This window comes from Ruegeria sp. AB9 (genome assembly GCF_056542585.1).
In genome coordinates this window covers 647788-670089 of the sequence record NZ_JBQGAA010000001.1, presented here as the reverse complement: position 1 = coordinate 670089, position 22302 = coordinate 647788, and the positions used below count along the sequence as shown (strand labels likewise).

Annotated in this window: 21 protein-coding genes; 12 read left to right on the top strand and 9 right to left on the bottom strand. The window is 57.9% G+C overall.

From position 1 onward, the window contains the following. Window positions 1–2: 2 nt before the first annotated feature. On the bottom strand, window positions 3–230 hold the full coding sequence (locus tag ACR0K5_RS03415) for a putative hemolysin (protein ID WP_480628327.1): 228 nt from the start codon (window positions 228–230) through the stop codon (window positions 3–5). A gap of 131 nt (window positions 231–361) precedes the next feature. On the opposite strand from ACR0K5_RS03415, the gene ACR0K5_RS03410 reads away from it, so the two are divergent. The 3 genes from ACR0K5_RS03410 to ACR0K5_RS03400 all read left to right on the top strand — a co-directional run bounded on the left by ACR0K5_RS03410 (window position 362) and on the right by ACR0K5_RS03400 (window position 3876). Next, window positions 362–1174 carry a TIGR00282 family metallophosphoesterase gene (locus ACR0K5_RS03410; protein WP_480628326.1) on the top strand — a complete coding sequence of 271 codons (813 nt, stop codon included), beginning with the start codon at window positions 362–364 and terminating at the stop codon, window positions 1172–1174. 90 nt (window positions 1175–1264) lie between these two features. Then, window positions 1265–3043 carry an SLC13 family permease gene (locus tag ACR0K5_RS03405; protein ID WP_480628325.1) on the top strand — a complete coding sequence of 593 codons (1779 nt, stop codon included), beginning with the start codon at window positions 1265–1267 and terminating at the stop codon, window positions 3041–3043. Window positions 3044–3138: 95 nt separating this feature from the next. Next, window positions 3139–3876, top strand: coding sequence for a YbaY family lipoprotein (locus ACR0K5_RS03400; protein WP_480628324.1), 738 nt, complete (start codon window positions 3139–3141; stop codon window positions 3874–3876). Window positions 3877–3889: 13 nt separating this feature from the next. Here ACR0K5_RS03400 and ACR0K5_RS03395 read toward each other — a convergent pair whose 3' ends face one another. The 4 genes from ACR0K5_RS03395 to ACR0K5_RS03380 all read right to left on the bottom strand — a co-directional run bounded on the left by ACR0K5_RS03395 (window position 3890) and on the right by ACR0K5_RS03380 (window position 9017). Continuing rightward, complete coding sequence (locus ACR0K5_RS03395) at window positions 3890–5551, bottom strand: FAD-binding dehydrogenase (RefSeq protein ID WP_480628323.1); 1662 nt, start codon at window positions 5549–5551, stop codon at window positions 3890–3892. Window positions 5552–5562: 11 nt separating this feature from the next. Further along, window positions 5563–6420 (bottom strand): bile acid:sodium symporter family protein, encoded by an 858-nt coding sequence (locus ACR0K5_RS03390; RefSeq protein ID WP_480628322.1) that lies wholly within the window; start codon window positions 6418–6420, stop codon window positions 5563–5565. A gap of 73 nt (window positions 6421–6493) precedes the next feature. Beyond that, window positions 6494–7228 (bottom strand): glutamine amidotransferase, encoded by a 735-nt coding sequence (locus tag ACR0K5_RS03385; RefSeq protein WP_480628321.1) that lies wholly within the window; start codon window positions 7226–7228, stop codon window positions 6494–6496. Between the two features lie 16 nt (window positions 7229–7244). Continuing rightward, window positions 7245–9017 carry an SLC13 family permease gene (locus ACR0K5_RS03380; RefSeq protein ID WP_480628320.1) on the bottom strand — a complete coding sequence of 591 codons (1773 nt, stop codon included), beginning with the start codon at window positions 9015–9017 and terminating at the stop codon, window positions 7245–7247. 110 nt (window positions 9018–9127) lie between these two features. Here ACR0K5_RS03380 and ACR0K5_RS03375 point away from each other — a divergent pair, with 110 nt between their 5' ends. Together ACR0K5_RS03375 and ACR0K5_RS03370 are read left to right on the top strand one after the other, a co-directional pair. Beyond that, entirely contained in the window at window positions 9128–9868 is a 741-nt protein-coding gene (locus ACR0K5_RS03375; RefSeq protein ID WP_480628319.1) for a YebC/PmpR family DNA-binding transcriptional regulator, read from the top strand. Between the two features lie 146 nt (window positions 9869–10014). After that, the gene (locus ACR0K5_RS03370) at window positions 10015–11310 is read left to right on the top strand and encodes an MFS transporter (RefSeq protein ID WP_480628318.1); all 1296 of its coding nucleotides are present in this window, start codon (window positions 10015–10017) and stop codon (window positions 11308–11310) included. Here the strand turns inward: ACR0K5_RS03370 and ACR0K5_RS03365 are convergent. Both ACR0K5_RS03365 and ACR0K5_RS03360 read right to left on the bottom strand, forming a co-directional pair. Further along, window positions 11307–11996 carry a nitroreductase family protein gene (locus ACR0K5_RS03365; protein ID WP_480628317.1) on the bottom strand — a complete coding sequence of 230 codons (690 nt, stop codon included), beginning with the start codon at window positions 11994–11996 and terminating at the stop codon, window positions 11307–11309. The genes ACR0K5_RS03370 and ACR0K5_RS03365 overlap by 4 nt on opposite strands. A gap of 27 nt (window positions 11997–12023) precedes the next feature. Further along, window positions 12024–12917, bottom strand: coding sequence for a LysR family transcriptional regulator ArgP (locus ACR0K5_RS03360; protein ID WP_480628316.1), 894 nt, complete (start codon window positions 12915–12917; stop codon window positions 12024–12026). Between the two features lie 87 nt (window positions 12918–13004). Between ACR0K5_RS03360 and ACR0K5_RS03355 the strand changes: the two genes are divergently transcribed. The 7 genes from ACR0K5_RS03355 to ACR0K5_RS03325 all read left to right on the top strand — a co-directional run bounded on the left by ACR0K5_RS03355 (window position 13005) and on the right by ACR0K5_RS03325 (window position 19487). Then, window positions 13005–13604, top strand: a complete 600-nt coding sequence (locus ACR0K5_RS03355; RefSeq protein WP_480628315.1) for a LysE/ArgO family amino acid transporter — start codon at window positions 13005–13007, stop codon at window positions 13602–13604. A gap of 40 nt (window positions 13605–13644) precedes the next feature. Beyond that, window positions 13645–14553 (top strand): DMT family transporter, encoded by a 909-nt coding sequence (locus ACR0K5_RS03350; RefSeq protein ID WP_480628314.1) that lies wholly within the window; start codon window positions 13645–13647, stop codon window positions 14551–14553. Between the two features lie 87 nt (window positions 14554–14640). Beyond that, on the top strand, window positions 14641–15213 hold the full coding sequence (gene betI, locus ACR0K5_RS03345) for a choline-binding transcriptional repressor BetI (protein ID WP_480628313.1): 573 nt from the start codon (window positions 14641–14643) through the stop codon (window positions 15211–15213). Then, window positions 15210–16718 carry a choline-sulfatase gene (gene betC / locus ACR0K5_RS03340; RefSeq protein ID WP_480628312.1) on the top strand — a complete coding sequence of 503 codons (1509 nt, stop codon included), beginning with the start codon at window positions 15210–15212 and terminating at the stop codon, window positions 16716–16718. The genes betI and betC overlap by 4 nt, the downstream gene beginning before the upstream one ends. Before the next feature lie 67 nt (window positions 16719–16785). Next, window positions 16786–18444 carry a choline dehydrogenase gene (gene betA, locus ACR0K5_RS03335; protein ID WP_480628311.1) on the top strand — a complete coding sequence of 553 codons (1659 nt, stop codon included), beginning with the start codon at window positions 16786–16788 and terminating at the stop codon, window positions 18442–18444. 55 nt (window positions 18445–18499) lie between these two features. Continuing rightward, window positions 18500–19147: a thermonuclease family protein gene (locus ACR0K5_RS03330; protein WP_480628310.1), complete on the top strand. Its 648-nt coding sequence runs from the start codon at window positions 18500–18502 to the stop codon at window positions 19145–19147. 100 nt (window positions 19148–19247) lie between these two features. Next, window positions 19248–19487 (top strand): HP1242/YdcH family protein, encoded by a 240-nt coding sequence (locus tag ACR0K5_RS03325; RefSeq protein ID WP_480628309.1) that lies wholly within the window; start codon window positions 19248–19250, stop codon window positions 19485–19487. A 75-nt stretch (window positions 19488–19562) separates the two neighbouring features. Here ACR0K5_RS03325 and ACR0K5_RS03320 read toward each other — a convergent pair whose 3' ends face one another. Both ACR0K5_RS03320 and ACR0K5_RS03315 read right to left on the bottom strand, forming a co-directional pair. Further along, window positions 19563–20963, bottom strand: a complete 1401-nt coding sequence (locus tag ACR0K5_RS03320) for a helix-turn-helix domain-containing protein (protein WP_480628308.1) — start codon at window positions 20961–20963, stop codon at window positions 19563–19565. Window positions 20964–21026: 63 nt separating this feature from the next. After that, complete coding sequence (locus tag ACR0K5_RS03315; RefSeq protein ID WP_480628307.1) at window positions 21027–22232, bottom strand: multidrug effflux MFS transporter; 1206 nt, start codon at window positions 22230–22232, stop codon at window positions 21027–21029. Between the last annotated feature and the right edge of the window lie 70 nt (window positions 22233–22302).

Genomic DNA, 22302 nt, shown 5'->3' with positions numbered 1-22302 from the left:
TGCTATTGTTCGAAGTGGCTGCGCAAGTAATCCCAGGCATCCACCTCGGTGCCGTCTTTCAGGATGCAAACACCGTAGACACTGCCATCTTCGTTGTTCCGAAGTTGGTAAACGCCATCATTCTCAACACAAAAGGTTGCAGCGGGATTAGCCATGGATGTTTTTGTGCCTTCCGCCATGACGCTGGAGGCGGCCACAAGGCCAATTGTCAGAATTGCCAACGATCTCACGGTGAATTCCCTCAATCTGGCTAGGCAAAGTTACACATTGCCACGGTTGCATGTGAATTCAACCCTCTGACGCGTGTGATTTTCACGGTTCCGCCTTGTTATTGCCGTGTACAGCCCCTACGACCCGGATCATGAGGATATTGTTTCTTGGTGATGTCATGGGGCGCGCTGGGCGTGCGGCCGTTCAGCAGCATTTGCCGCGCCTGCGCGACGAATGGCGGCTGGATTTCGTAGTGGTCAATGGCGAAAACGCATCGAACGGCATGGGGTTGAGCGGCGATCACGCCAAGCTGCTACTTGATGCGGGGGCTGATTGTCTGACGCTGGGTGATCATGCCTTCGATCAGAAGGACATGTTGCAATATATCGAGAAAGAACAGCGCATCGTGCGCCCTGTGAACTTTGCCAAAGGTGCACCGGGGCGGGGTCATCGGCTGTTCACTGCACCGGGCGGGCGCAAGGTTCTGGTGGTGCAGGTGCTGGGTCAGGTCTTTATGAAACGACCGTTCGATGATCCGTTCTCGGCCATTGAGCCGATCCTCAAGTCGCATCCGCGAGGCGGACAGGCGCAGGCCATCATCGTGGATATGCATTGCGAGGCGACGTCCGAGAAGATGGCGATGGGGCACTATTGTGACAAGCGCGCAAGCCTCGTGGTTGGCACGCATACCCATGTACCAACAGCGGATTCCCAAATTCTGCCGGGTGGCACCGCCTATTTGACGGATGCGGGCATGTGCGGAGATTACGATTCGGTCATCGGCATGGACAAGCAGGAGCCCATGCGCCGGTTCATCACCGGTATGCCCAAGGCTCGGTTTACCCCTGCCAACGGCGAGGCCACATTGAGCGGCGTGTTCGTGGAAACCGATGATCGTGATGGTCACGCCAAATCGGTGCGTATGGTGCGCGTCGGGGGGCGTCTGGAACAAGCCGGGCCCTAATAATCAACGTCAGGCTTGCTCTGCTGCGCGCAATGCGTGAAACTGTATGCCATCAGGCGCTTGGGCCCGGGTTCGGACAGAATACCACGAATGAATTTCCTTTCACTGACAGACACAGGGAGCGCAGTTCTGGCGCTGCTCATCGTTGCGGGCATGTTCATCATGTTTCTGCGCGAAGTTTATCCGACCGAGGTCGTGGCCATTGGTGGTGTTTCTCTGATGCTTGTGACCGGCATTCTGCCCTATCAAAGCGCATTGGCGGTTCTGTCCAACCCCGCGCCTTGGACAATTGGTGCGATGTTCATCATCATGGGGGCCTTGGTGCGGACCGGGGCGTTGGACTCGTTCACTTCGACCGCGCAAAAGCAAGCTCAGGTGAACCCGCGGATTGCCATTGGTTTGCTTATGGGCTTCGTCGTGCTGGCCTCGGCGGTGGTGTCAAATACACCGGTTGTTGTGGTGATGATCCCGGTTTTTGTCCAAATTTCCCGAACCCTGAATGTGCCTGCGTCGAAGCTGTTGATTCCATTGAGCTATGCCGCCATTCTGGGCGGCACGCTGACACTGATCGGCACATCGACCAACCTGCTCGTGGATGGGGTCGCTCGCGCCCAGGGCATGAAAGCCTTCACGATTTTCGAAGTCACGCCTTTGGGGATCGCTCTGGTGATCTACGGCATGATCTACTTGCGGTTCATCGCGCCCAAGCTGTTGCCTGAGAGGGACAGCATGGCGACACTCCTGAGCGACCGGTCCAAGATGAAATTCTTCACCGAAGCTGTCATTCCACCGGACAGCAACTTGATCGGACGCGAAGTGAACGGGGTGCAGTTGTTCAAGCGCCCCGGCGTGCGCCTGATCGATGTTATCCGGGGAGACGAGTCGCTGCGACGTAACCTGAAAGGCGTCGAACTGAAAGTTGGCGATCGGGTGGTTTTACGCACCGAGATGACCGAACTGCTGAGCCTTCAGCGAAACAGAGAACTCAAACGCGTGGATCAGGTGTCCGCCGTTGAAACCAGGACAGTTGAGGTGTTGATCACGCCCGGGTGCCGTTTGGTGGGTCGGACCCTGGGAATGATGCGACTTCGCCGTCGGTATGGCGTCTATGTGTTGGCAGTGCACCGCCGCAACCAGAACATTGGCCGCCAATTGGATGATTTGGTGGTCCGGGTTGGGGATACGCTGCTTTTGGAAGGTGCCCCGGCGGATATCCAGCGGCTTGCGGCCGAAATGGACATGGTGGACGTCACCCAACCGTCCGCTCGGGCCTTCCGTCGCAGCCATGCTCCCATTGCGATTGGCGCTCTTATAGGGATTGTCGCCCTCGCTGCGCTGGGCGTTGCGCCAATCCTGCTATTGTCGATTGTTGCTGTCGCCGTCGTCCTTATGACCCGTTGTATTGACGCGGATGAGGCGTTTTCCTTTGTCGAGGGCCGCCTGTTGGCGCTGATTTTCGCAATGCTTGCCATTGGTGCGGCACTGGATAGCTCTGGCGCGGTGTCGCTGATTGTCGAAGCTGTGGCACCGGGGCTCAGCGCCTTGCCGCCGTTTCTGATTATCTGGGCGATTTACCTGCTGACCTCGGTGCTGACCGAACTGGTCTCCAACAACGCCGTTGCGGTTGTCGTCACCCCGATTGCAATCGGCTTGGCACAGGCTGTGGGAATAGATCCGCGTCCGTTGGTGGTCGCGGTTATGGTTGCGGCCTCGGCATCCTTTGCAACGCCGATCGGGTATCAGACAAATATGATGGTCTATGGCCCCGGTGGCTACAGATTTACCGACTTCATGAAAGTGGGCGTTCCGCTTAACCTGACGGTCGGATTGCTGGCGTCCCTGCTTATCCCGTTGATCTGGCCGCTATAATGTCGGCGCAGATTTGCCGCTTTGTTGGCTGCAGACTTGTAAATGTCGGGTGACGTACAATCTTTTGTGAATGTTATTTGCAAAGGGGATTTGCCATGCTGACGAAAGGACGCGCGACATTTACAGGTGCTGCGATTGCGACCGTTCTAAGCGGTGCATCGATTGCCGGAACCGTTGAGGGAACCGCAACCTACCGAGAGCGTATTGCACTCCCGCCCGACGCGACCCTTTTCGTCGAGCTTCAGGATATCTCATTGGCTGATGCGCCTGCCGCGACGCTTGCTGCGCAAAGATACGCTCTGACCGGGGTGCCTGCGCAATTTGAACTGACCTACGACGACGCGTTGATTCACGATGGGCGCAGCTATGCCGTGCGTGCCTCGGTGATGCAGGGGCAAAATATGCTGTTCACCACGGATACTGTTTACCCGGTTCTGACGGATGGCGCGGAGAAAGCCGCTGACCTGCTGATGATACAGGTTCAACATCAGGGCGCGGCGACGCTGGAGAACACCGAATGGGTCGCCTCGGGCCTGAATGGCGCGCCTATAGAGACGGAGAAGCGTCCCGAACTTGCCTTCGGGCAAGACGGTGCATTTTCAGGAAGTGGCGGCTGTAACCGATTCAATGGTCTGGCCGAGATTTCCAATAACCGCATCTCGTTCCCGGACAATATGGCGGCAACCCTCATGGCGTGCCCGCCCCCGTTGGATGAGGTCGAGCGGCAGTTTCTGAAAGCGATGCAAAGTATCACGACCTTCGCGATGCAAGGCAACGCGCTGGCGTTGCTGGATGCACAGGGCGAGCCGGTGATCAAGCTGATGCGCAAATAACGGGGCAGGGCTGTCAGGCGACCGCCCTTGACCGCCCGGCATTGCGACCCGAAAAGATGCAGCCACCCAGGAACGTGCCCTCCAGCGCGTTATAGCCGTGATAGCCGCCACCGCCGAACCCGGCGACTTCGCCTGCTGCGAACAGGCCGGGGACGACCTGCCCATCCGCTCCGATCATCTGACTGTCCAGATTGGTCTGAAGCCCGCCCAACGTCTTGCGAGTCAGAACGTGTAGCTTGACCGCAATCAATGGGCCGTTGCTCGGATCGAGGAATTTGTGCGGTTTGGCGGTGCGGATCAGCTTATCTCCACGATAATTGCGCGCCGCAAGGATCGCCATCATTTGCGCGTCTTTCGAGAACGGGTTGTCGACCTGAGAATCCCGCGCTTCGATCTGGGCGCGCAAATAGGCCTCGTCTATCAGTCCCCCGCCCAGATGGTTCATGCCGTTGACCAGTTCGGTCAGCGTATTGGCGACGACGAAATCTGCACCCTTTTCCTTGAACGCCTCGACCGGGGCAGTTGCCTTGGCTCCTGACAAGATGCGTTGACGGATGACCTCTTTCCAGCTGCCCGAGGTGAAGTCTGGGTTTTGTTCCGACCCGGACAGGGCGAATTCCTTCTTGATCACCTTCTGTGTCAGAACAAACCAGCTGTATTCATATCCGGTCTTCAGGATTTCCCGCAACGTCCCCAGCGTATCGAACCCCGGCAGGCAGGGAGGGGCCAGACGGTTGCCCTTGGCATCGAACCACATTGAGCTGGGGCCGGGCAGAATGCGAATGCCATGGGCGGGCCAGATCGGATCCCAGTTGTGAACGCCTTCGGTGTAATGCCACATGCGGTCGCCGTTGATCAAATGGCCGCCTGCCTTTTCGCTGATCGCGATCATGCGGCCGTCGACGTGAAATGGTACTCCGGCCACCATGTCTTTGGGCGGTTCTCCCAGACGATCCCTGGGCCAGTTCTGCCGCACCATTTCAAAATTACCGCCGATCCCACCCGAGGTGACGATGACGGAGGGCGCATAAACTTCGAACTCGCCAACCTCGTCACGGTTGGTCTTGCCGCCGCGCTGGGCAATGTCATCGGCCAGAACCTCACCGGACACACCCTTGGCGGTGCCGTTCTGCATGATGATATGGCTGACCTGATGGCGGAATTTCAACTGGATCAGCCCGGCGCTGACGTGCTCGCGGACGCGACGGATAAAGTGTTCCAGAACACCTGGCCCTGTCCCCCATGTGATGTGAAAACGCGGGACCGAGTTGCCGTGTCCATTCGCATAGGATCCACCGCGTTCGGCCCAGCCGACGACCGGAAACCAGCGCAGGCCCATTTCGTGCAGCCATGGGCGCATTTGGCCCGCGGCGAATTCGACATAGGATTCGGCCCATTTGCGCGGCCAGACGTCTTCTTCGCGGTCAAACTGCGCGCTGCCCATCCAGTCGCGCAGCGCCAGATCATGGCTGTCGTGTATGCCCATGCGGCGTTGTTCAGGTGTGTTAACCATGAACAGGCCGCCAAGGCTCCAGAAAGCCTGTCCGCCCAGAAAGCTCTCGGGCTCCTGATCGACAATGATCACCTTTCTGCCCCGGTCGCCCAACTCGGCCGCAGCGGCCAGCCCTGCCAGACCCGCGCCGACGATAATCGCATCTACTGTGTCATTCGTCATAAACTGTCCTTTCAGCTGCGGCGGAACCAGGCAAGAAATGGCAGAACAACGGCATACATCGTGATGCCATACACGGCCGAAGGCAGAGCCAGCGGGCTGAGCCCACTGTCAGTGTTTGTGATCAGGGCGGCAAGTGTAATGCCCAGCGTCGAGTTCTGAATCCCGGTTTCGATGGAAATGGTCTTACACTCGTTCCACGACAGATTTGCAGCGCGTGCCAGCCCCAGACCCATCAACAACAAAGCCACGTTCAATGAGATCAATCCCGCACCCATGATGCCGAGGTTGTCAACAAACAGCTGCCAGTTTGCGGCCAGCGCGGCGACAACAACCAGAACGAACAGGATTGTTGCCAGGGTCGATAACGCTGCCTCAATACGGTTTGCAAAGCCCGTTGCAAAGTTGCGAATTCCAACGCCAATCGCCACGGGCAGTGTCGTGATCAGAAAGAGTGCGACCGCTAACCCGGTGATCGAAACCTCAGGTGCCTCTGCACCCATGAAATGCCCAATCGACCACGCGGCCAGAATTGGGACCGTTATCATCGACAACAGGCTGATCACTGCGGTCAGGCTGACCGACAGTGCCACGTCGGCTTTGGCGAGCTTGGACAGGATATTGCTTGTTACGCCACCGGGGCAAAAACTGAGCAGCATAAAACCAACCGCGATCTCGGGCGGTAACGCAAAAAGCTTGACCGTCACGAAGGCAGCAATCGGCAAAAGAACGATTTGGCTAACAGCCCCGATGGCAAAGGCGTGTCGTCGGTTCAGGACCCGGCGGAAATCAGCAACCTCCAGCCCGATACCCAAAGACAGCATGATAATGGCCAGCGAAACCGGCAGACCGACGTTTATAAGCAGATCCAAGGACAACTCCTCCCAAAGTTGCGTCAGATCAGCCTAAGCGAGGCAGGAAGGCGCAGGCAACCGCGCCGTTGGGTCACTCGTACCGTCGGACGAAGCGGCGCAGAATTTCGCCGGGTTGTGTGACATCAGCCGAATGGCAGTGGCCGATCAGTTTCTGCGCGTCCTCGGGCGGAAAATAGCCGTGGTTCTTGTAGATATTGATGCGCTGTTCAAAGTCTTTAGCATCGGCTTCGGGGTGGAACTGGGTGGCATATACATTCTGACCCCAGCGTATCATCTGAAACGGACAGGGGGCAGACGAGACAAGGTGAACGCAGCCCTCTGGCAGGGTCTGAACCGCTTCCTTATGGCCAACAAAAGCGTCAAAGGTGGTATCCAGCCCGGCGGTCAACGCGTCCTGCTTGCCGTCTTTGGTGAGGTGACAAGTGGATGGCCCCACGGGCTCGCCATACCGCGCCTTGCTGACGTCACCGCCCAGATGCGCGGCCAGAATTCCAAGGCCATAACAGCAGCCCATGAAAGGGTGATCCTGTGCAATAATCTGTGGCATCAACCCCATGATCGCCGCTTCAATACGGGCATCTAGCGGGGACTTGGTTGCCGGGTCATCACTGACGCAACCCGGCCCTCCGCCTACGATGACACCGGCATAGCCGGTGACATCCAACCCTTCAGGCAGGTCGTCGCAGTCCAGACGGATGCGATGGGTCTGCTCGGATGACATCCCGCTCCGGTTCAGGATCGAGGCGTATTCGGCGTCAGATGCATCCGTTTCGGGGCGCAGTTGCAGGATCAAAAAGCGTTTCATGCGCAGCCTTTACCCGTCACAGCGGCCAGAAGACAAGGATGGCGGGGATAGAAACGGCGATAATCAGGACTTCCAGCGGCAGCCCCATGCGCCAGTAATCGCCAAACCGATAGCCGCCGGGACCCAGAACCAACGTGTTGTTCTTGTGTCCTATGGGGGTCAGGAAGGCGGCCGAAGCAGCAACGGCAACGGTCATGAGGAATGGGTCGGGCGAAACCTCCAGCGTGCGCGCCATCTGGATGCCGACCGGGGCGGCAACAATGGCCGTGGCTGTGTTGTTCAGCACATCCGACAGGGTCATGGTCACGACCATCAGCACGGTCAGGATAGCCCACGCAGGCAGGCCATTCGTCAGTTGGATCAACGCATTGGCGATCAGTTCCGTGCCACCCGAGGTCTCCAAAGCGCTGCCCAGAGGAATCATCGACCCCAACAGTACGACCACCGGCCATTCGATGTGATTGTAGATGTCACTGATCGGCATGATCTTGGTCAGCACATAAGCAATGACAACCAGCCCCAAGGCGATAGGAAGGTAGATCAATCCAATACTTGCGGCCAAAACAGCGGCGGCAAACAGGCCGATGGCCAGCCACGCCTTGTCATTTGCAGTAACATTCAGCCCGCGCCCGGCAAGGGGCAGGCAGCCCAACCACTCCGTGACATCCGCAGCGCGATCGCGGGGGCAGAGCAGAAGCAGGATATCGCCTGGCTCTACCTCGGTCTTGCGGACCTGCTCGGTGATCCGACGCCCCTGGCGTGAGATGCCCATCAGAACGGTGCTCTGCCGCCAGGCCAGCCCAAGCCCTTGCGCAGTGCGACCCGTGATACGCGAGCTTTCCGGCACAACGACTTCGATTACTTCCAGCCCGTCACTCTCAGCCGTTAGCAATTCCTGCCTACGCGTGTCTGAGAAATCCAGATTGAGCGCGGCGCGGAATTCGTCCAGCGCCTCGGGCCGGGCTTCCAGAACCAGTGCGTCGCCTTCTTTCAATGTGGCATGGGCAGACCGGCCATAGCGCCGCTTGCCGTCTCGGATCAAACCGATGATGGCCACGTCGGATTTCTCGGCAGCCTCATAAAGTTCGCTGACCCGCTTGCCGATATGGGCCGATTCCGGGGGAACGGTCAGCTCGGCGATATATTCGGCCAGCGTCTCTGATGTCTCGGTCTGAGGTCCGCGATTTGGGATCAGACGCCAGCCCACCAAAGCGACAAAGGCAAGGCCGGCAATCGCGGCCAGCCCACCGACCGGAGCAAAATCGAACATGTGAAACGGCTCGCCCAGTGTTTCCTGTCGGATTGACGCGATGATGATGTTCGGGGGGGTCCCGATCAGCGTGGCCATCCCACCGAGAATAGTGGCAAAGCTCAGCGGCATCAGAGTCAGACCCACAGACCGGCCGGCTTTGCGCGCGGTCTGGATATCCACTGGCATCAGCAGTGCAAGGGCTGCCACATTGTTCATGAAGGCCGACAGAACCGCGCCGATCCCGCCCATCAGGGCAATATGTGCGCCAAGGCCTCGCGAGGCATCGACCAGAGTGCGGGTGATCAGAAACACTGCACCTGACCGGACCAAACCGGCAGAGACGACCAGAACCAGCGCCACAATGATAGTCGCCGGATGGCCGAACCCGGCAAAGGCAGCATCTTTGGGAACAACGCCCAGCACGACACCGATCATCAGCGCGGCAAAAGCCACAAGGTCGTATCGAAATCGACCCCAAAGCAACATTCCGAAGACCGTGATGAAAAGCGCAAAAAGAATGATCTGATCTGTCGTCATGCCGTCACCATACAAGTCAGTGATATCGTCGCAAGCCGCTCTCTTGATCCTGCCCCCCGCAAACGTCTATATGAGCGCCGAACACGCAATCACGATGACGAGGACGCAACATGGCAGGCCATTCCAAATGGGCCAACATCCAGCACCGCAAGGGGCGTCAGGACGCCGCGCGGTCCAAACTGTTTTCCAAACTGTCGAAAGAGATCACCGTTGCCGCCAAGATGGGCGACCCTGATCCCGAGAAGAACCCGCGCCTGCGTCTGGCGGTGAAAGAGGCCAAGTCGAACTCGGTCCCCAAGGACGTGATCGACCGCGCGATCAAGAAATCGGTTGCGGGTGAAGGCGACGATTACGAAGAAATCCGCTATGAGGGCTACGGCCCCAACGGCGTGGCCGTGATCGTCGAAACCATGACCGACAACCGCAACCGCACCGCATCGACCGTGCGCTCGACCTTCTCGAAGAATGGTGGGAACCTTGGTGAGACCGGCTCGGTCGGGTTCATGTTCGACCGCAAGGGCGAGGTTGTCTATCAGGCGGATGCTGGCGATGCGGATACGATCTTCGAAGCCGCGATCGAGGCCGGGGCCGAGGATGTTGAAAGCTCGGAAGACGGTCACATCATCTGGTGCGCGGATACTGATCTGAACGAAGTTTCGAACGCGTTGGAATCTGCGCTGGGCGAATCAGAGTCCACCAAGTTGGTCTGGAAACCGACCACGACGACCGAGCTGGGTCTGGAAGACATGCAAAAGCTGATGAAGCTGGTCGATGCGCTGGAAGATGATGACGACGTACAGCGCGTTACAACCAACTTCGAAGCTACCGATGAGGTGATGGCGCAACTCTGAGCCGTTGAAGACTTCGATTGTGAGACCCGGCCATTCGGCCGGGTTTTTTCGTTTTCGGGCGGATTTCGTGGGTTATTGGCTGAAACCCTCGAAACGCTTAGGCTGGGATAACACGAAACTTCCGGGATGACGCAACCGAAGGATCTATGACGGACGTGACTGCTGATAAGGCCAAGCGCAACGTGCCGGTTCTCGCTGGGCAGAGTATCGTGTCTCAGATTGCGTGGACTCTGGGCAGCCCTTCGGTGGTGTTGCCGTTTCTGGCCGTGTCCTTCGAGCTGCCTATGTTCGTGGCTGGTGCGCTGGTTTCGGTGCGGATGGTTGGCAGCATGATTTCTGACTTCTTTCTGGCGCAATCCGTCGCGGCGAAATCGCAAAAGAAGCGCGCCATTGCCCTGACCGAAGCTCTTATCGGTGCCTGTCTCGTGCTGGCAATGGCGGCGGCCGCGACCGGGGTCGTGCCGTTGATCGCGGTGGTTTTCGTGTCGATCTTTTTCGTCATTGGTCTTGTGGACGAGGTTCAGAACCTCATGTTCACTGATCTTCTGGGCGACCATGTCCACTCACGTTCGCGCATGGTGATGCATTACCTGCAACTCGGTGGTGGAGGCCTGTGCGCCATTGGCCTTGCCCTGCTTGTGCATCAGATTACCAAGGAAAACCCGCCCTTTTCGCGCCATTCAATCATGATCGGGGTCGCGGTTGTGTTCTTTATGATGTCAGGGCTTTTGATGCTGGCGATGACCGAGAATGTGAGCAAGGTCGAACCGCAGGCAAAGGCAGAAGCGACACCGAAATTCTCGTTGAAGGAGAACGTCAAAGGTATTCTGAGCATGTTCGAATACCGTTGGTTTCGGCGCTACATGGTTATGCGAATGCCTTTGGTTGCAGTTTCACTTTCGGTTCCGTTTTTCGCTCTGATCGCGGCCGAGGCGCATCACAGCTCGGCCAAGGGTCTGACCGCGATGATTGTTTCGTCGGCTTCGGGGTATCTTGTCTCGGGGCCGTTGTGGCAAGTGGTGAACATGAAATCTCACCGCGCCGTCATGGTGGTTGGAACGCTGATGGTGGCCGGTACCGGGGGCGTTCTTCTGGTTTTCCACTATATGGGGATCGATCATGCGGTGCACCTGCATGCCATTGCGCTGTTTGTAGCCACCGTTGCGGTGACCGGAATCAGCAGTGCACGCCAGCTCTATTTCATGGACGTCGCGCCCAAGGAACAACGGGTGCAGGGATCAGCAGCAATCAAGGCGTTTGCCCGGTTGACGGCGGTGTTGTTATCCGCCGCCCTGGCTGCAGTCGCCCATATGCACGAGGTCGCATTGGCGGTTGCCTTCATTGTCGCCACCAGTCTGATAGCTTGTGTGACGTGCTATCGAATGATGATGCCGGAGCAGGAAGACGCCTCCCGGTCGAAGGGTTCAAGCAAAGGCGCTTAAAAGAACGAGGAAATCTCCTCTAAGGGTTTCTTCATTTTCGCCACCGCTGGCACGGTCGCGGTGTCTGATGGGTGACCAACTGCGATGATCATCGTTGGCTTTTCCGATGCGGGACGGTCCAGCGCGTCGTTCAGAAACCGCATCGGGTTCGGGGTATGCGTCAGGGTGCTGAGACCGGCGTGATGTAGCGCCGCCAACAGAAAGCCGGTGGCAATGTTCACACTTTCGGGCACGTAGTAGTTCTTGAACCGAGTCCCGTCTTCGAATTGCCCCCAGCGCTGAGCAAAAACAACGATCAGCCATGGCGCGATTGTCAGATGTTCTTTGACAGCGTTGGTGCCGATGGGCTCCAAAGCCTTAATCCACTCATCACCCGCGCCACCCGCATAGAACCGGCGCTCTTCTTCTTCGGCTTCCTCGCGGATGCGCTGTTTCAAGTTAAGGTCCGAGATGGCAGCAAAATGCCAGGGTTGGTGGTTGGCCCCTGACGGGGCTGTTCCCGCAGTACGCAGGCAGGTTTCGATCACATCGCGAGCCACTGGGCGCGCCGTGAAATCCCGAACAGTATGACGCTGCCGCATCTTTTCGAAAAAGGCCTGAACCGCGCCTTGCATGTCCGCATCTCCGATCTCGCATCGGTCGGGCAAGGGAATGGGGTCATAGCTGAGGGCGTCGCGTGAGAACATCGGTTCCTCCGATCATGTGGTATTTGACTATTCGCTGTGTGACGGGAGCAAAACCCGCTCCGCAGCACGTTTGACCGCCTGTGTAAGCGGTTTAAGCGCCGGGGCAAGAACCCTCCCGACCTGCCAGCTAAGCGCGACGTCCAGTGGTGCATTGGGAACAACAGGGCGCAACAGTCCACGTTCCATAGAGTTTTGCACAAGCGCAGCGGGGTTCATACCCCACCCGAGCCCGGCGATCGCGGCATCAACGAACCCATGCGAGGATGGCAGGAAGTGGGAAGGGGCGGAAAGGCGGCTGCCAGTGTGTTGCGCAATCCACGCTTTCTGAAGGCCGTCCTTCTGGTTGAAGATAAGGCAGGGGGCCTTGCCAAGCGTCTCTTCCGTCACGCCGTCCTTGAACCACGTCTCGATGAATTTCGGGCTGGCAGTTGGCAGATATCTCAAAACGCCCAATGCTACCGCGTCGCAACCGCTCACGGGCTGTCCGCCAACAGTGACGGCGGCGCTAACCTCCCCTCGCTTCAGCCAGTCTGCTGAATGGTCCTGATCGTCGATCACAAGGTCGAACAACATGTTGGGGACTTGCGCCATCGCGTCAATGAACCAGGTCGCCAGAATGTCGGCGGGTACTGCAATACGGACCCGGGCGGATTCGGGTTCCTGTTCCAGTGTCAATTCACGGGCCAGTTGCGCCTCAAGCAGGCCGACATCTTCAGCGTAGCGCGCGATGCGCTGCCCGGCTGGCGTGCCAGTGCAGGGTGTTCCCCGATTTATCAGGGATGCACCCACCCTATCCTCCAGCGCCTTTATCCGCTGAGAGATCGCCGAAGGAGTCACCGCCAGTTCAGCTGCCGCTGCATCAAAACTACCATGGCGCAGAATGGCTGACAAAGCGGCCAATTGGTGAGGATCCAGTAGCATTAGCAGAACTTAACTGGGGGTAACATCTTTAATTTGATAGATCGCGCCGAGGGGCCTAGTCAACGCTTTGTAAAAGCAGGAGGTCCCATGCCTACATCCGTGATCGCCGGTTTCGCGCTGGGTTTCAGTCTGATTCTCGCCATCGGAGCGCAAAACGCCTTTGTCCTGCGACAGGGACTGCGGCGCGAACATGTCTTTCTTCTGTGCCTGACCTGCGCAGTGTCTGATACCCTTCTGATTGGCGCAGGTGTGGCTGGATTTGGGACATTAGCGCAGGCCGCCCCTTGGTTTGAAACTGTGATGCGATATGGTGGGGCCGCGTTCCTGACCTGGTATGGGTTGCGCAGTTTTCGGTCTGCCTGGCAGGGCGGTGCGGTGATGGAAATTGGCAATGGTCGGCAGACCAGTTTGAAGGCCGCGCTGCTTACGGTGTTCGCTTTTACATGGCTGAATCCACATGTGTATCTGGATACGGTGGTGCTTATCGGCTCGATCTCGGCGCAATATGATGATCGGCTTGGGTTTGCTCTGGGTGCTATGACATCGAGCTTCGTGTTCTTCTTTTCGCTTGGCTACGGCGCAAGCGTCCTGTCGCCGTTTTTTGCGCGTCCGCGTGCATGGCAGATACTGGACGCAGGGATCGGCGTCGTCATGCTGGGTATCGCACTGAAACTTGTTATCATGTGAAGGGTTGTTCCCGACCGGAATTCAGTGTTCAACCTAAGCCATGTCAACACTCGCCGTATCGTCCCGCCCGCTTGCCGGCATGTTCTGGATGTTTGCCGCCGGTTTGTCCTTTGTCGTGATGACCGCTTTGGTGAAATCGCTGGGCACGACGATGAACCCGATCCAGGCTGCTTTCCTGCGTTATGCCTTGGGACTGGTGTTTTTGTTGCCTGCCATGCGGTCGATCATGGCAACGCGCCTGACACCCCGCCTGCTGACGCTGTTCGGTCTGCGAGGCGTCGTGCATGCCGTCGCCGTCATGCTCTGGTTCTTTGCCATGACACAGATACCGTTGGCCGAAGTCACCGCCATGAACTACATGACGCCGGTTTACGTTACTCTGGGAGCGGCCCTGTTTCTGGGCGAGAAGCTGGCGTTTCGCCGGATCGCGGCCATTCTTGTCGCTCTGGTCGGGGTTCTGATCATCCTGCGACCGGGATTCCGCGAAGTGTCACCAGGCCATCTGGCCATGCTGGGAACGGCCCTGACTCTGGGAGGGTCGTATTTGTTGGCCAAACTTCTGGTGCGTGATGTCCCGCCATCTGTCGTTGTGGCGCATCTGTCGATCTGGGTGACCATCGCCTTGATACCCTTTGCACTTGCCGTTTGGACGGAGCCAAGTTTGCGGGATCTCGGGGTTCTGTTCCTCGTGGCTTGCTTTGCAACCGCTGGTCACTACTTCATGACTCTTGCGCTGCAGGCTGCGCCTGTGGCTGTCACGCAGCCGGTGACGTTTCTTCAGCTGATCTGGGCCACGATTTTGGGCGCTGTGGTCTTCCACGAAAGTGTTGACGTCTGGGTTGTTGCGGGCGGCACACTGATCCTGGCCGCCGTAAGCTTTATCTCATGGCGCGAATTCGTGCTGAATCGCAGGGACTTGACGCCTCCAAGCATTGCACCCAAGCTGTAACGACCGCGGCTTACGGTTTTTCATTAATTGACGAGTCAATAAAAACCTCCTAGCGTGGGCGTATAACGCCTGTTCATGGGGGGAGCGATGCCAAAAGTCGGAATGGAGCCAATCCGCCGGGATGCGATTGTCCGCGCGACGATCGCTGAGTTGGGCGTAAAGAAATCTCTTGATGTAACTGTCAGTCAGATTGCCAAACGCGCGGGCATGTCCAGCGCGCTGGCGCACCACTATTTTGGTGGCAAGGATCAGATATTTCTGGCTGCTATGCGTCAGATCCTGTCTGACTTCGGCGAAGAAGCACGGGGCGAGCTGAAAGCGGCTGCGCCGGAGGACCGGGCCCAAGCAATTGTCCGGGCCTGTTTTGCGCCCTCCTGTTTCACGCCCGACGTGATTGCAGCCTGGATGACCTTTTATGTGCTGGCGCAGACCAATGATGACGCCCTGCGCCTGTGGCAAATCTATCAGGCGCGCATCAGATCAAACCTGACCGACGCCCTGCGGAACAAGCTGTCTGATCCGCACGAGGCGGCCGAGAACATGGTTGCTCTGATTGACGGGCTTTATATCCGCGCAGCGCTCAGCGCCCCCGAAGAACCGCAACTGGCCGTGAACCACGCGATGCGTGTGCTCAACACTCTGCTCGAGGCTGAAAAATGACAAAACCGAACGTTCTGATCCTGATGGTGGATCAGCTGAACGGGACCCTCTTTCCAGACGGTCCCGCAGACTGGCTTCACGCTCCGAACCTGAAGAAACTGGCCGAACGGTCGACCCGGTTTGCCAACACCTATACGGCGTCTCCTCTCTGCGCGCCGGGGCGGGCCAGTTTCATGTCCGGTCAGTTGCCTTCGCGCACAGGCGTTTATGATAACGCAGCCGAGTTCCGCAGTGACATCCCCACTTATGCCCATCACCTGCGTCGGGCCGGGTATTACACCTGCCTTTCGGGCAAGATGCATTTTGTGGGCCCCGATCAGATGCACGGGTTCGAGGATCGTCTGACCACTGACATTTACCCGGCCGACTTCGGCTGGACGCCGGATTATCGCAAACCGGGTGAGCGGATCGACTGGTGGTATCACAACATGGGCTCCGTCACCGGCGCGGGTGTCGCTGAGATTTCCAACCAGATGGAATACGACGACGAGGTGGCTTACAACGCCAAAGCCAAACTCTACGATCTGGCCCGCGGCAAGGATGACCGGCCATGGTGTGTAACAGTCAGCTTCACACATCCGCATGACCCATACGTGGCCCGTCGCAAATACTGGGATCTGTACGAGGATTGCGAGCACCTGCAGCCCGAAGTCGCGGATATCGGCTATGACAATCAGGACCCGCACGCCAAGCGCATCTTCGACGCCAACGATTGGCGCAGCTTCGACATCACCGAAGAAGACATCCGCAAGTCCCGCCGCGCCTATTTCGCCAATATCTCCTATCTGGACGACAAGATTGGTGAAATCCTCGAAGTGCTGGAAACAACCCGGCAAGAGGCGACTATCCTGTTCGTCTCGGATCACGGCGACATGCTGGGTGAACGGGGCCTTTGGTTCAAAATGAACTTCTACGAGGGGTCAGCGCGCGTGCCGCTGATGATTGCGTCGCCTGATCTGCCTGCCGGGCGGATTGATACGCCGGTATCAACAATCGACGTAACACCAACGCTTGGGGCTCTGGCAGGCGTTGACATGGGCGAAATCGCACCATGGACCGATGGCGAAAATCTGATGCCACTAGCCCGAGGCGAAGAACGAACTGCACCGGTGGCCATGGAATACGCAGCCGAAGCATCCTATGCGCCGCTGGTCTCGCTTCGCTATGGCAAATGGAAATACAACCGCTGCGCATTGGACCCGGATCAGCTGTTTGATCTTGAAGCTGACCCGCACGAACTGACCAATCTCGCAGACAGCCCCGAACACGCGGGCACGCTGCAAACCTTGCGCGCAAAATCCGAAGCTCGCTGGGATCTGGATCGCTTCGATGCCGATGTCCGCGCCAGCCAGGCGCGGCGCTGGGTCGTGTACGAAGCGTTGCGGCAGGGCGGATATTACCCGTGGGATTATCAGCCGCTGCAAAAAGCGTCGGAGCGCTACATGCGCAATCACATGGATCTTAACACCGTAGAGGAAAACGCCCGGTTCCCCCGCGGCGAATAACCTCTTCATCTATTCGAAAATACTCCCGCCGAACACATCACGTCCCGGCGGGTCAGGAGTTGTGGAAATGGAAGCAGATTTTGTCATCGTTGGCGCAGGGTCCGCAGGCTGCGCAATGGCATATCGTCTGAGCGAGGCCGGGGCCTCGGTTCTGGTGATCGAACATGGCGGTACCGATGTGGGGCCGTTCATTCAGATGCCGGCAGCACTCAGTTACCCAATGAACATGTCGCGCTATGACTGGGGTTATCAATCCGAACCCGAGCCGCACCTGAACAACCGCCGCCTGGCTTGTCCGCGCGGCAAGGTGATCGGTGGGTCGTCCTCGATCAACGGCATGGTCTATGTTCGCGGTCACGCACGCGATTTTGACACCTGGGCCGATATGGGGGCTGACGGGTGGTCCTATGCGGACGTTTTGCCTTATTATAAACGTATGGAGACCTGGCATGACGGTGGCCATGGCGGTGATCCCGAATGGCGCGGCACAGACGGTCCGCTGCATGTATCACGCGGTCCGCGCGAAAACCCGCTGTTTCAGGCTTTTGTCGATGCAGGTCAGCAGGCCGGATACGAGGTTACAGGTGACTATAACGGTGAAAAGCAGGAAGGCTTTGGCCCGATGGAACAAACCGTCTGGAAAGGACGGCGGTGGTCGGCGGCGAATGCTTACCTGAAACCTGCGCTCAAACGCGACAATTGCGATATCGTGCGCGGTCTGGCGTCGCGCATAGTTCTGGAAAACGGTCGCGCCACTGGGGTCGAACTGATCCGCGGCGGCAAGAAAGAAGTCATTAAAGCCCGGCGTGAGGTGGTTCTGGCGGCGTCCTCGATCAACTCGCCCAAGCTGTTGATGTTGTCCGGCATCGGCCCGGCGGCGCATCTGGCCGAGCATGGGATCGACGTTGTCGCGGATCGCCCGGGCGTCGGTGCCAACCTGCAGGACCATCTGGAGCTGTATATTCAGCAGGCATCGCTGCAACCCATCACGCTCTACAAGCACTGGAACCTGTTCAGCAAAGGTCTGATCGGGGCGCAATGGCTGTTTACCAAGACAGGTTTGGGCGCGTCGAACCAGTTTGAAAGCGCGGCATTCATCCGGTCGAAGCCGGGCGTGGAATACCCCGACATTCAGTACCACTTCCTGCCTATCGCGGTCCGGTACGACGGACAGGCAGCGGCCGAGGGGCACGGGTTCCAGGCGCATGTCGGTCCGATGCGGTCCCCGTCACGTGGGGCGGTCACATTGCGGTCTGCCCAAGCCGCAGACGCGCCTATGATCAAGTTCAACTACATGAGCCATGAAGAGGATTGGGAGGATTTCCGCACCTGCATCCGACTGACACGCGAAATCTTTGGGCAAGATGCCTTCAAACCCTACGCAGGCAAAGAAATTCAACCGGGGGCCGCTGTCCAATCGGATGAAGAGCTAAACGCTTTTATCGCGGAACATGCAGAAAGCGCGTATCACCCCTGCGGCACCTGCCGGATGGGGCGCGCGGACGACAAAAACGCGGTGGTTGATCCCGAAGGCCGTGTGATTGGTGTGGATGGGCTGCGCGTTGCAGACAGTTCGATCTTCCCGCAGATCACCAATGGCAACCTGAACGCACCATCGATCATGGTGGGCGAAAAGGTGTCGGATTCGCTATTGGGCAAAGATCCGTTGCCCAAAGCCAATGACCGCCCGTGGATTCATCCTGGCTGGGCTACGGCCCAGCGTTAACCTTTCTTAACGGCCCCTGGTTGAATGCGCATGAAATACCGCGCAAATCGGGGGCATGTTAAGGATTTGTTTAGCTTTTGTTCTTCTCTTGCCAGGCCTGACCTATGCGGCAGAACGACTTACAGGCCGGGTTGACGTAATTGATGCGGATACCTGGGATGTCGGCGGCGTCCGGGTTCGGCTGCACGGTATTGATGCGCCAGAACTGGATCAGACTTGTCAGGATTCCGACGGATCGAGCTGGCCGTGCGGGGCGTGGGCCACACATCGCGTCCGGCAGCAGTATCAGGGGCAGACGGCTTCATGTGTGCCGCTGGATCGGGATCGCTATGACCGTATCGTTGCGCAGTGCGACGTGGGGCGCGAGGACGTGGCAAGCCAGATTGTAGAGCAGGGGTTGGCCTTTGCGTACCGCAAGTATTCGGACGTGTACGCAAGTGCCGAGCAAGGCGCAATGGTTCGAAACAGGGGATTGCATCAGACACAGGTTCAGGTGCCTTGGGTGCATAGGACATACGAAAATCCCAAGTCGTCCGAAAGGTGCCTTATCAAAGGGAACATCTCGTCAAAGGGTGAAAAGGTCTTTCACGTACCGGGGCAAAGATATTACGCCAAAACACAGATCAGCGAAATTAGGGGCGAGCGATGGTTCTGCTCTGCTGCCGAGGCACGCGCCGCGGGATGGTGCGCTGCACGGCGTTGAAATTCGCATGAATCCCGTGTGAAATTGATCCGCGTCAAAGAAGAAAACACATCACGCTCCTACCACTGATATGCAACGACATATGAAGGAGCGAACAGAAATGTCTCACACCCCGCATGAACTGGCCGAAGAGTTTCCGGACAAGGTTGAACTGATGAGCCAGCTCAAGCAATCGGACGCGCATTTTGCCCGGCTGGCCGATGAATATCACGAGGTCAATCGCGTTGTGCATCGGGCCGAAACCAATGTTGAACCGATGGAAGAACTGGCCGAGGTTGATTTGCGCAAAAAGCGGGCAGTGCTGAAAGACGAAATCTGGGCGATTTTGTCCAAAGCCTGAACACGGTGCCGGGGGCTCTGCCCCCGTCATGGCGAGCGCTGCGATCCCTCCGGGGTATTATGTGTCAGGTGAAGATCAGGTGACTTCGTAGGGCAGGGTGCCGCGAACATGGGTGTCGATGCTCAGGCGGCGTTCCAGCGGCGGGACTGAGCGCTGGTGGCAGGTTTGCCGTTCGCAGATGCGGCAGGAAATACCGATGGGCTCGTAGGCGCTGGCGTTGTTGATATCGAGGTTGTCAGCATAAACCAGCGCCGGGGCATGGCGCACCTCGCACCCCAGCGCGATTGCATACCGTCTGACCGGTGCACCGAAAGAGCCCCCCGATTTCGACACATCCCGTGCCAGCGAGATATAACGCACCCCATCTGGCGTTTCTGCCAGCTGCCGCAGGAAATGGCCCGGCGTTTCAAAGGCTCGGTGCACGTTCCAAAGCGGGCAAGCACCGCCGAAACGCGCAAATTGCAGGCGTGTGGCCGAGTGCCGTTTGGTGATTGTTCCGGCCTGATCCACGCGGACGAAAAAGAACGGTATACCTTTTGCGCCGGGGCGTTGCAGTGTCGACAGCCGGTGCGCAACCTGCTCGATCGATGCCCCGAACCGGTTGCTGAGCAGCTCCAGATCGTGGCGTTCTTCCTGTGCGGCAGTCAGGAACTCGGAATAAGGCATCAAAGAAGCGCCTGCGAAATAATTGGCAAGGCCGATCTTTGCGATAGACCGGGCCTCTTCGCTCTGGAACTTGGCAAAATCCAGGGTCGCTTCCAACAGCTTGTCCTGACTGATCAAGGCGACCTGCAACAACAGTTGAAACACTTGCGTTTGCGGCGCAGAGCGTGACGACAGGCGCAGGACCTTGCTTTCGGCGTCATATGTGCGCAACGGGGCAATGTCTGAAAACATCACCTGTATGCCGCGTTCCATCAGGCTGTTCAAAGCAGCCTGCCGGATATTGCCCGGGCCTTCCGCACGGTTGGCGAACAGCTCTGCCGCCCTGTCCACGGCGTCGATATAGTTGTCGCAATAGTGAAAGAAGTCTCGCACCTCCTCCCACGGGCTGGCCTGCATACGGGCGTCTTCTCGTCCCAAGGCTTCGTCCAGCGAGGCCAGGCGTTCGTGTGTTTGTCGGTAGGTTTTGTGCAATTCAATAAAAGCGCGGGCCAAGGCCGGAGCATTGGATGCCGTCAGACGCAAATCGGCAAGGGGAGGTTGGATGTCTGCAAAAACCGGGTCGGCCAGAGCTTCGCGCATATCCGACACCAGCCGCTCGCTGTCGCCGGTGCTGAGCTCGGTGACATCCATGCCAAACTCTTGCGCCAGAGCCAACACAACCGTGGTTGAGATCGGCCTGTTGTTGTTCTCCATCTGGTTCAGATAGGGCAATGAAACGCCCAGTTTCGCCGCGAATTCGCGTTGTGTCAGAGTCAGCCGCGTGCGCATTTCGCGCAGTTTCGCGCCAGCATAGAGTTTCCGGGTGGCCATGGGGCACCTTTGCAAGTTTTCTATATTGCGAGACTAACTTTGCAAAGTTTTCGGGGCAAGTCGTTACAACCCTAGTTGCCGCTCTCTCCGAATGACGGACCAAATTGCGAAAATCGCCATAACTGCGGATGTTAGCATCAGCCAGAGTAAGGGCATGGCGCCGGTTTCGCGGGTCAGCAGCGTGCCAGCCAATGCGCTTAGCCCGGCGCCGCCGCCCAACATAATCGCACCGCTTAATCCTGAAGCGGTCGCGGCCAGATGCGGACGGACTGACAGGGCGCCAGAAGTGGCGTTCGGGATGGCCATACCGTTTCCGACGCCGACAAAAGTCATTAAGCCAAAAAAGCTGATCGCGGTGCCCCGGTCGGTAAGAAACAGCAAAGCTGAAAGCGCGACACCAAATGCGTTCAGCAGACTGCCCCAGAGTATCATTCTGTTTATGCCCATTTGCATGGAAAACCGGCCGCTCAGAAAGTTTCCGACAAAATAGCCGACTGCAGGAGCGCCAAAATACACTCCGACCTGCGCTGCGCTCAGTCCAAATAGTTCGGTTCCGATAAAAGGGGCGCCACCGAGATAGGCGAAGAAAGTACCGGACGACAAAGCGCAGGCCAGCGAATAGCCCCAGAACCGTGGCGAAGTCAGAAGCTCGGGGTATTCCTTGAATTGCTGAACAAGGGTTTTGCCGCTTTTGGCTGACGTTTCCCCGAAATCCGTGAACGTCAATGCAAGCGTCAAGACACCCAGGGCGAATGGCAGCCAGAAGTTCGCCTTCCAGCCAAAGCTCTCCTCCAGAAGCCCGCCGATCGCTGGGCCAATCATCGGAACCACGGCCATTCCCATGGTCACGTAACCGATCATGGATGCGGCCTGATCCTGATTGTACATGTCTCGTACCGCAGCGCGGCTGAGAACCATACCGACAACGACGACGGCCTGGCACATCCTGAAAACCAGAAAAATTTCTGCGTTCGGGGCATAAATGCACCCCAAGGTGGCCAGTAGGAACAAGCCAATTCCCCATAACAGAACAGGCCTGCGACCAGCCTTGTCTGCAAGCGGTCCGATCAGGATTTGAAGAACTGCATTGACCAGCAGATAGAGCGCGATCGACAGCTGCATGACCTTGTAATCGGTGTCGAAATACAGGGCCATATTCGGCAGGCTGGGCAGAAACAGGTTCATGCTCAGCGCGGACAGACCCGAGAGCAGGACAAGAGTAGCCAATGTGGGTGGTGTGCGGTGAACCGCGCGAGAGCTGAACTGCATAGTTCACATGTATAGCCATGGAATTTTGGATTGCCAGCCATCCATGGATTTCAGCATGAGACTTAGCAAG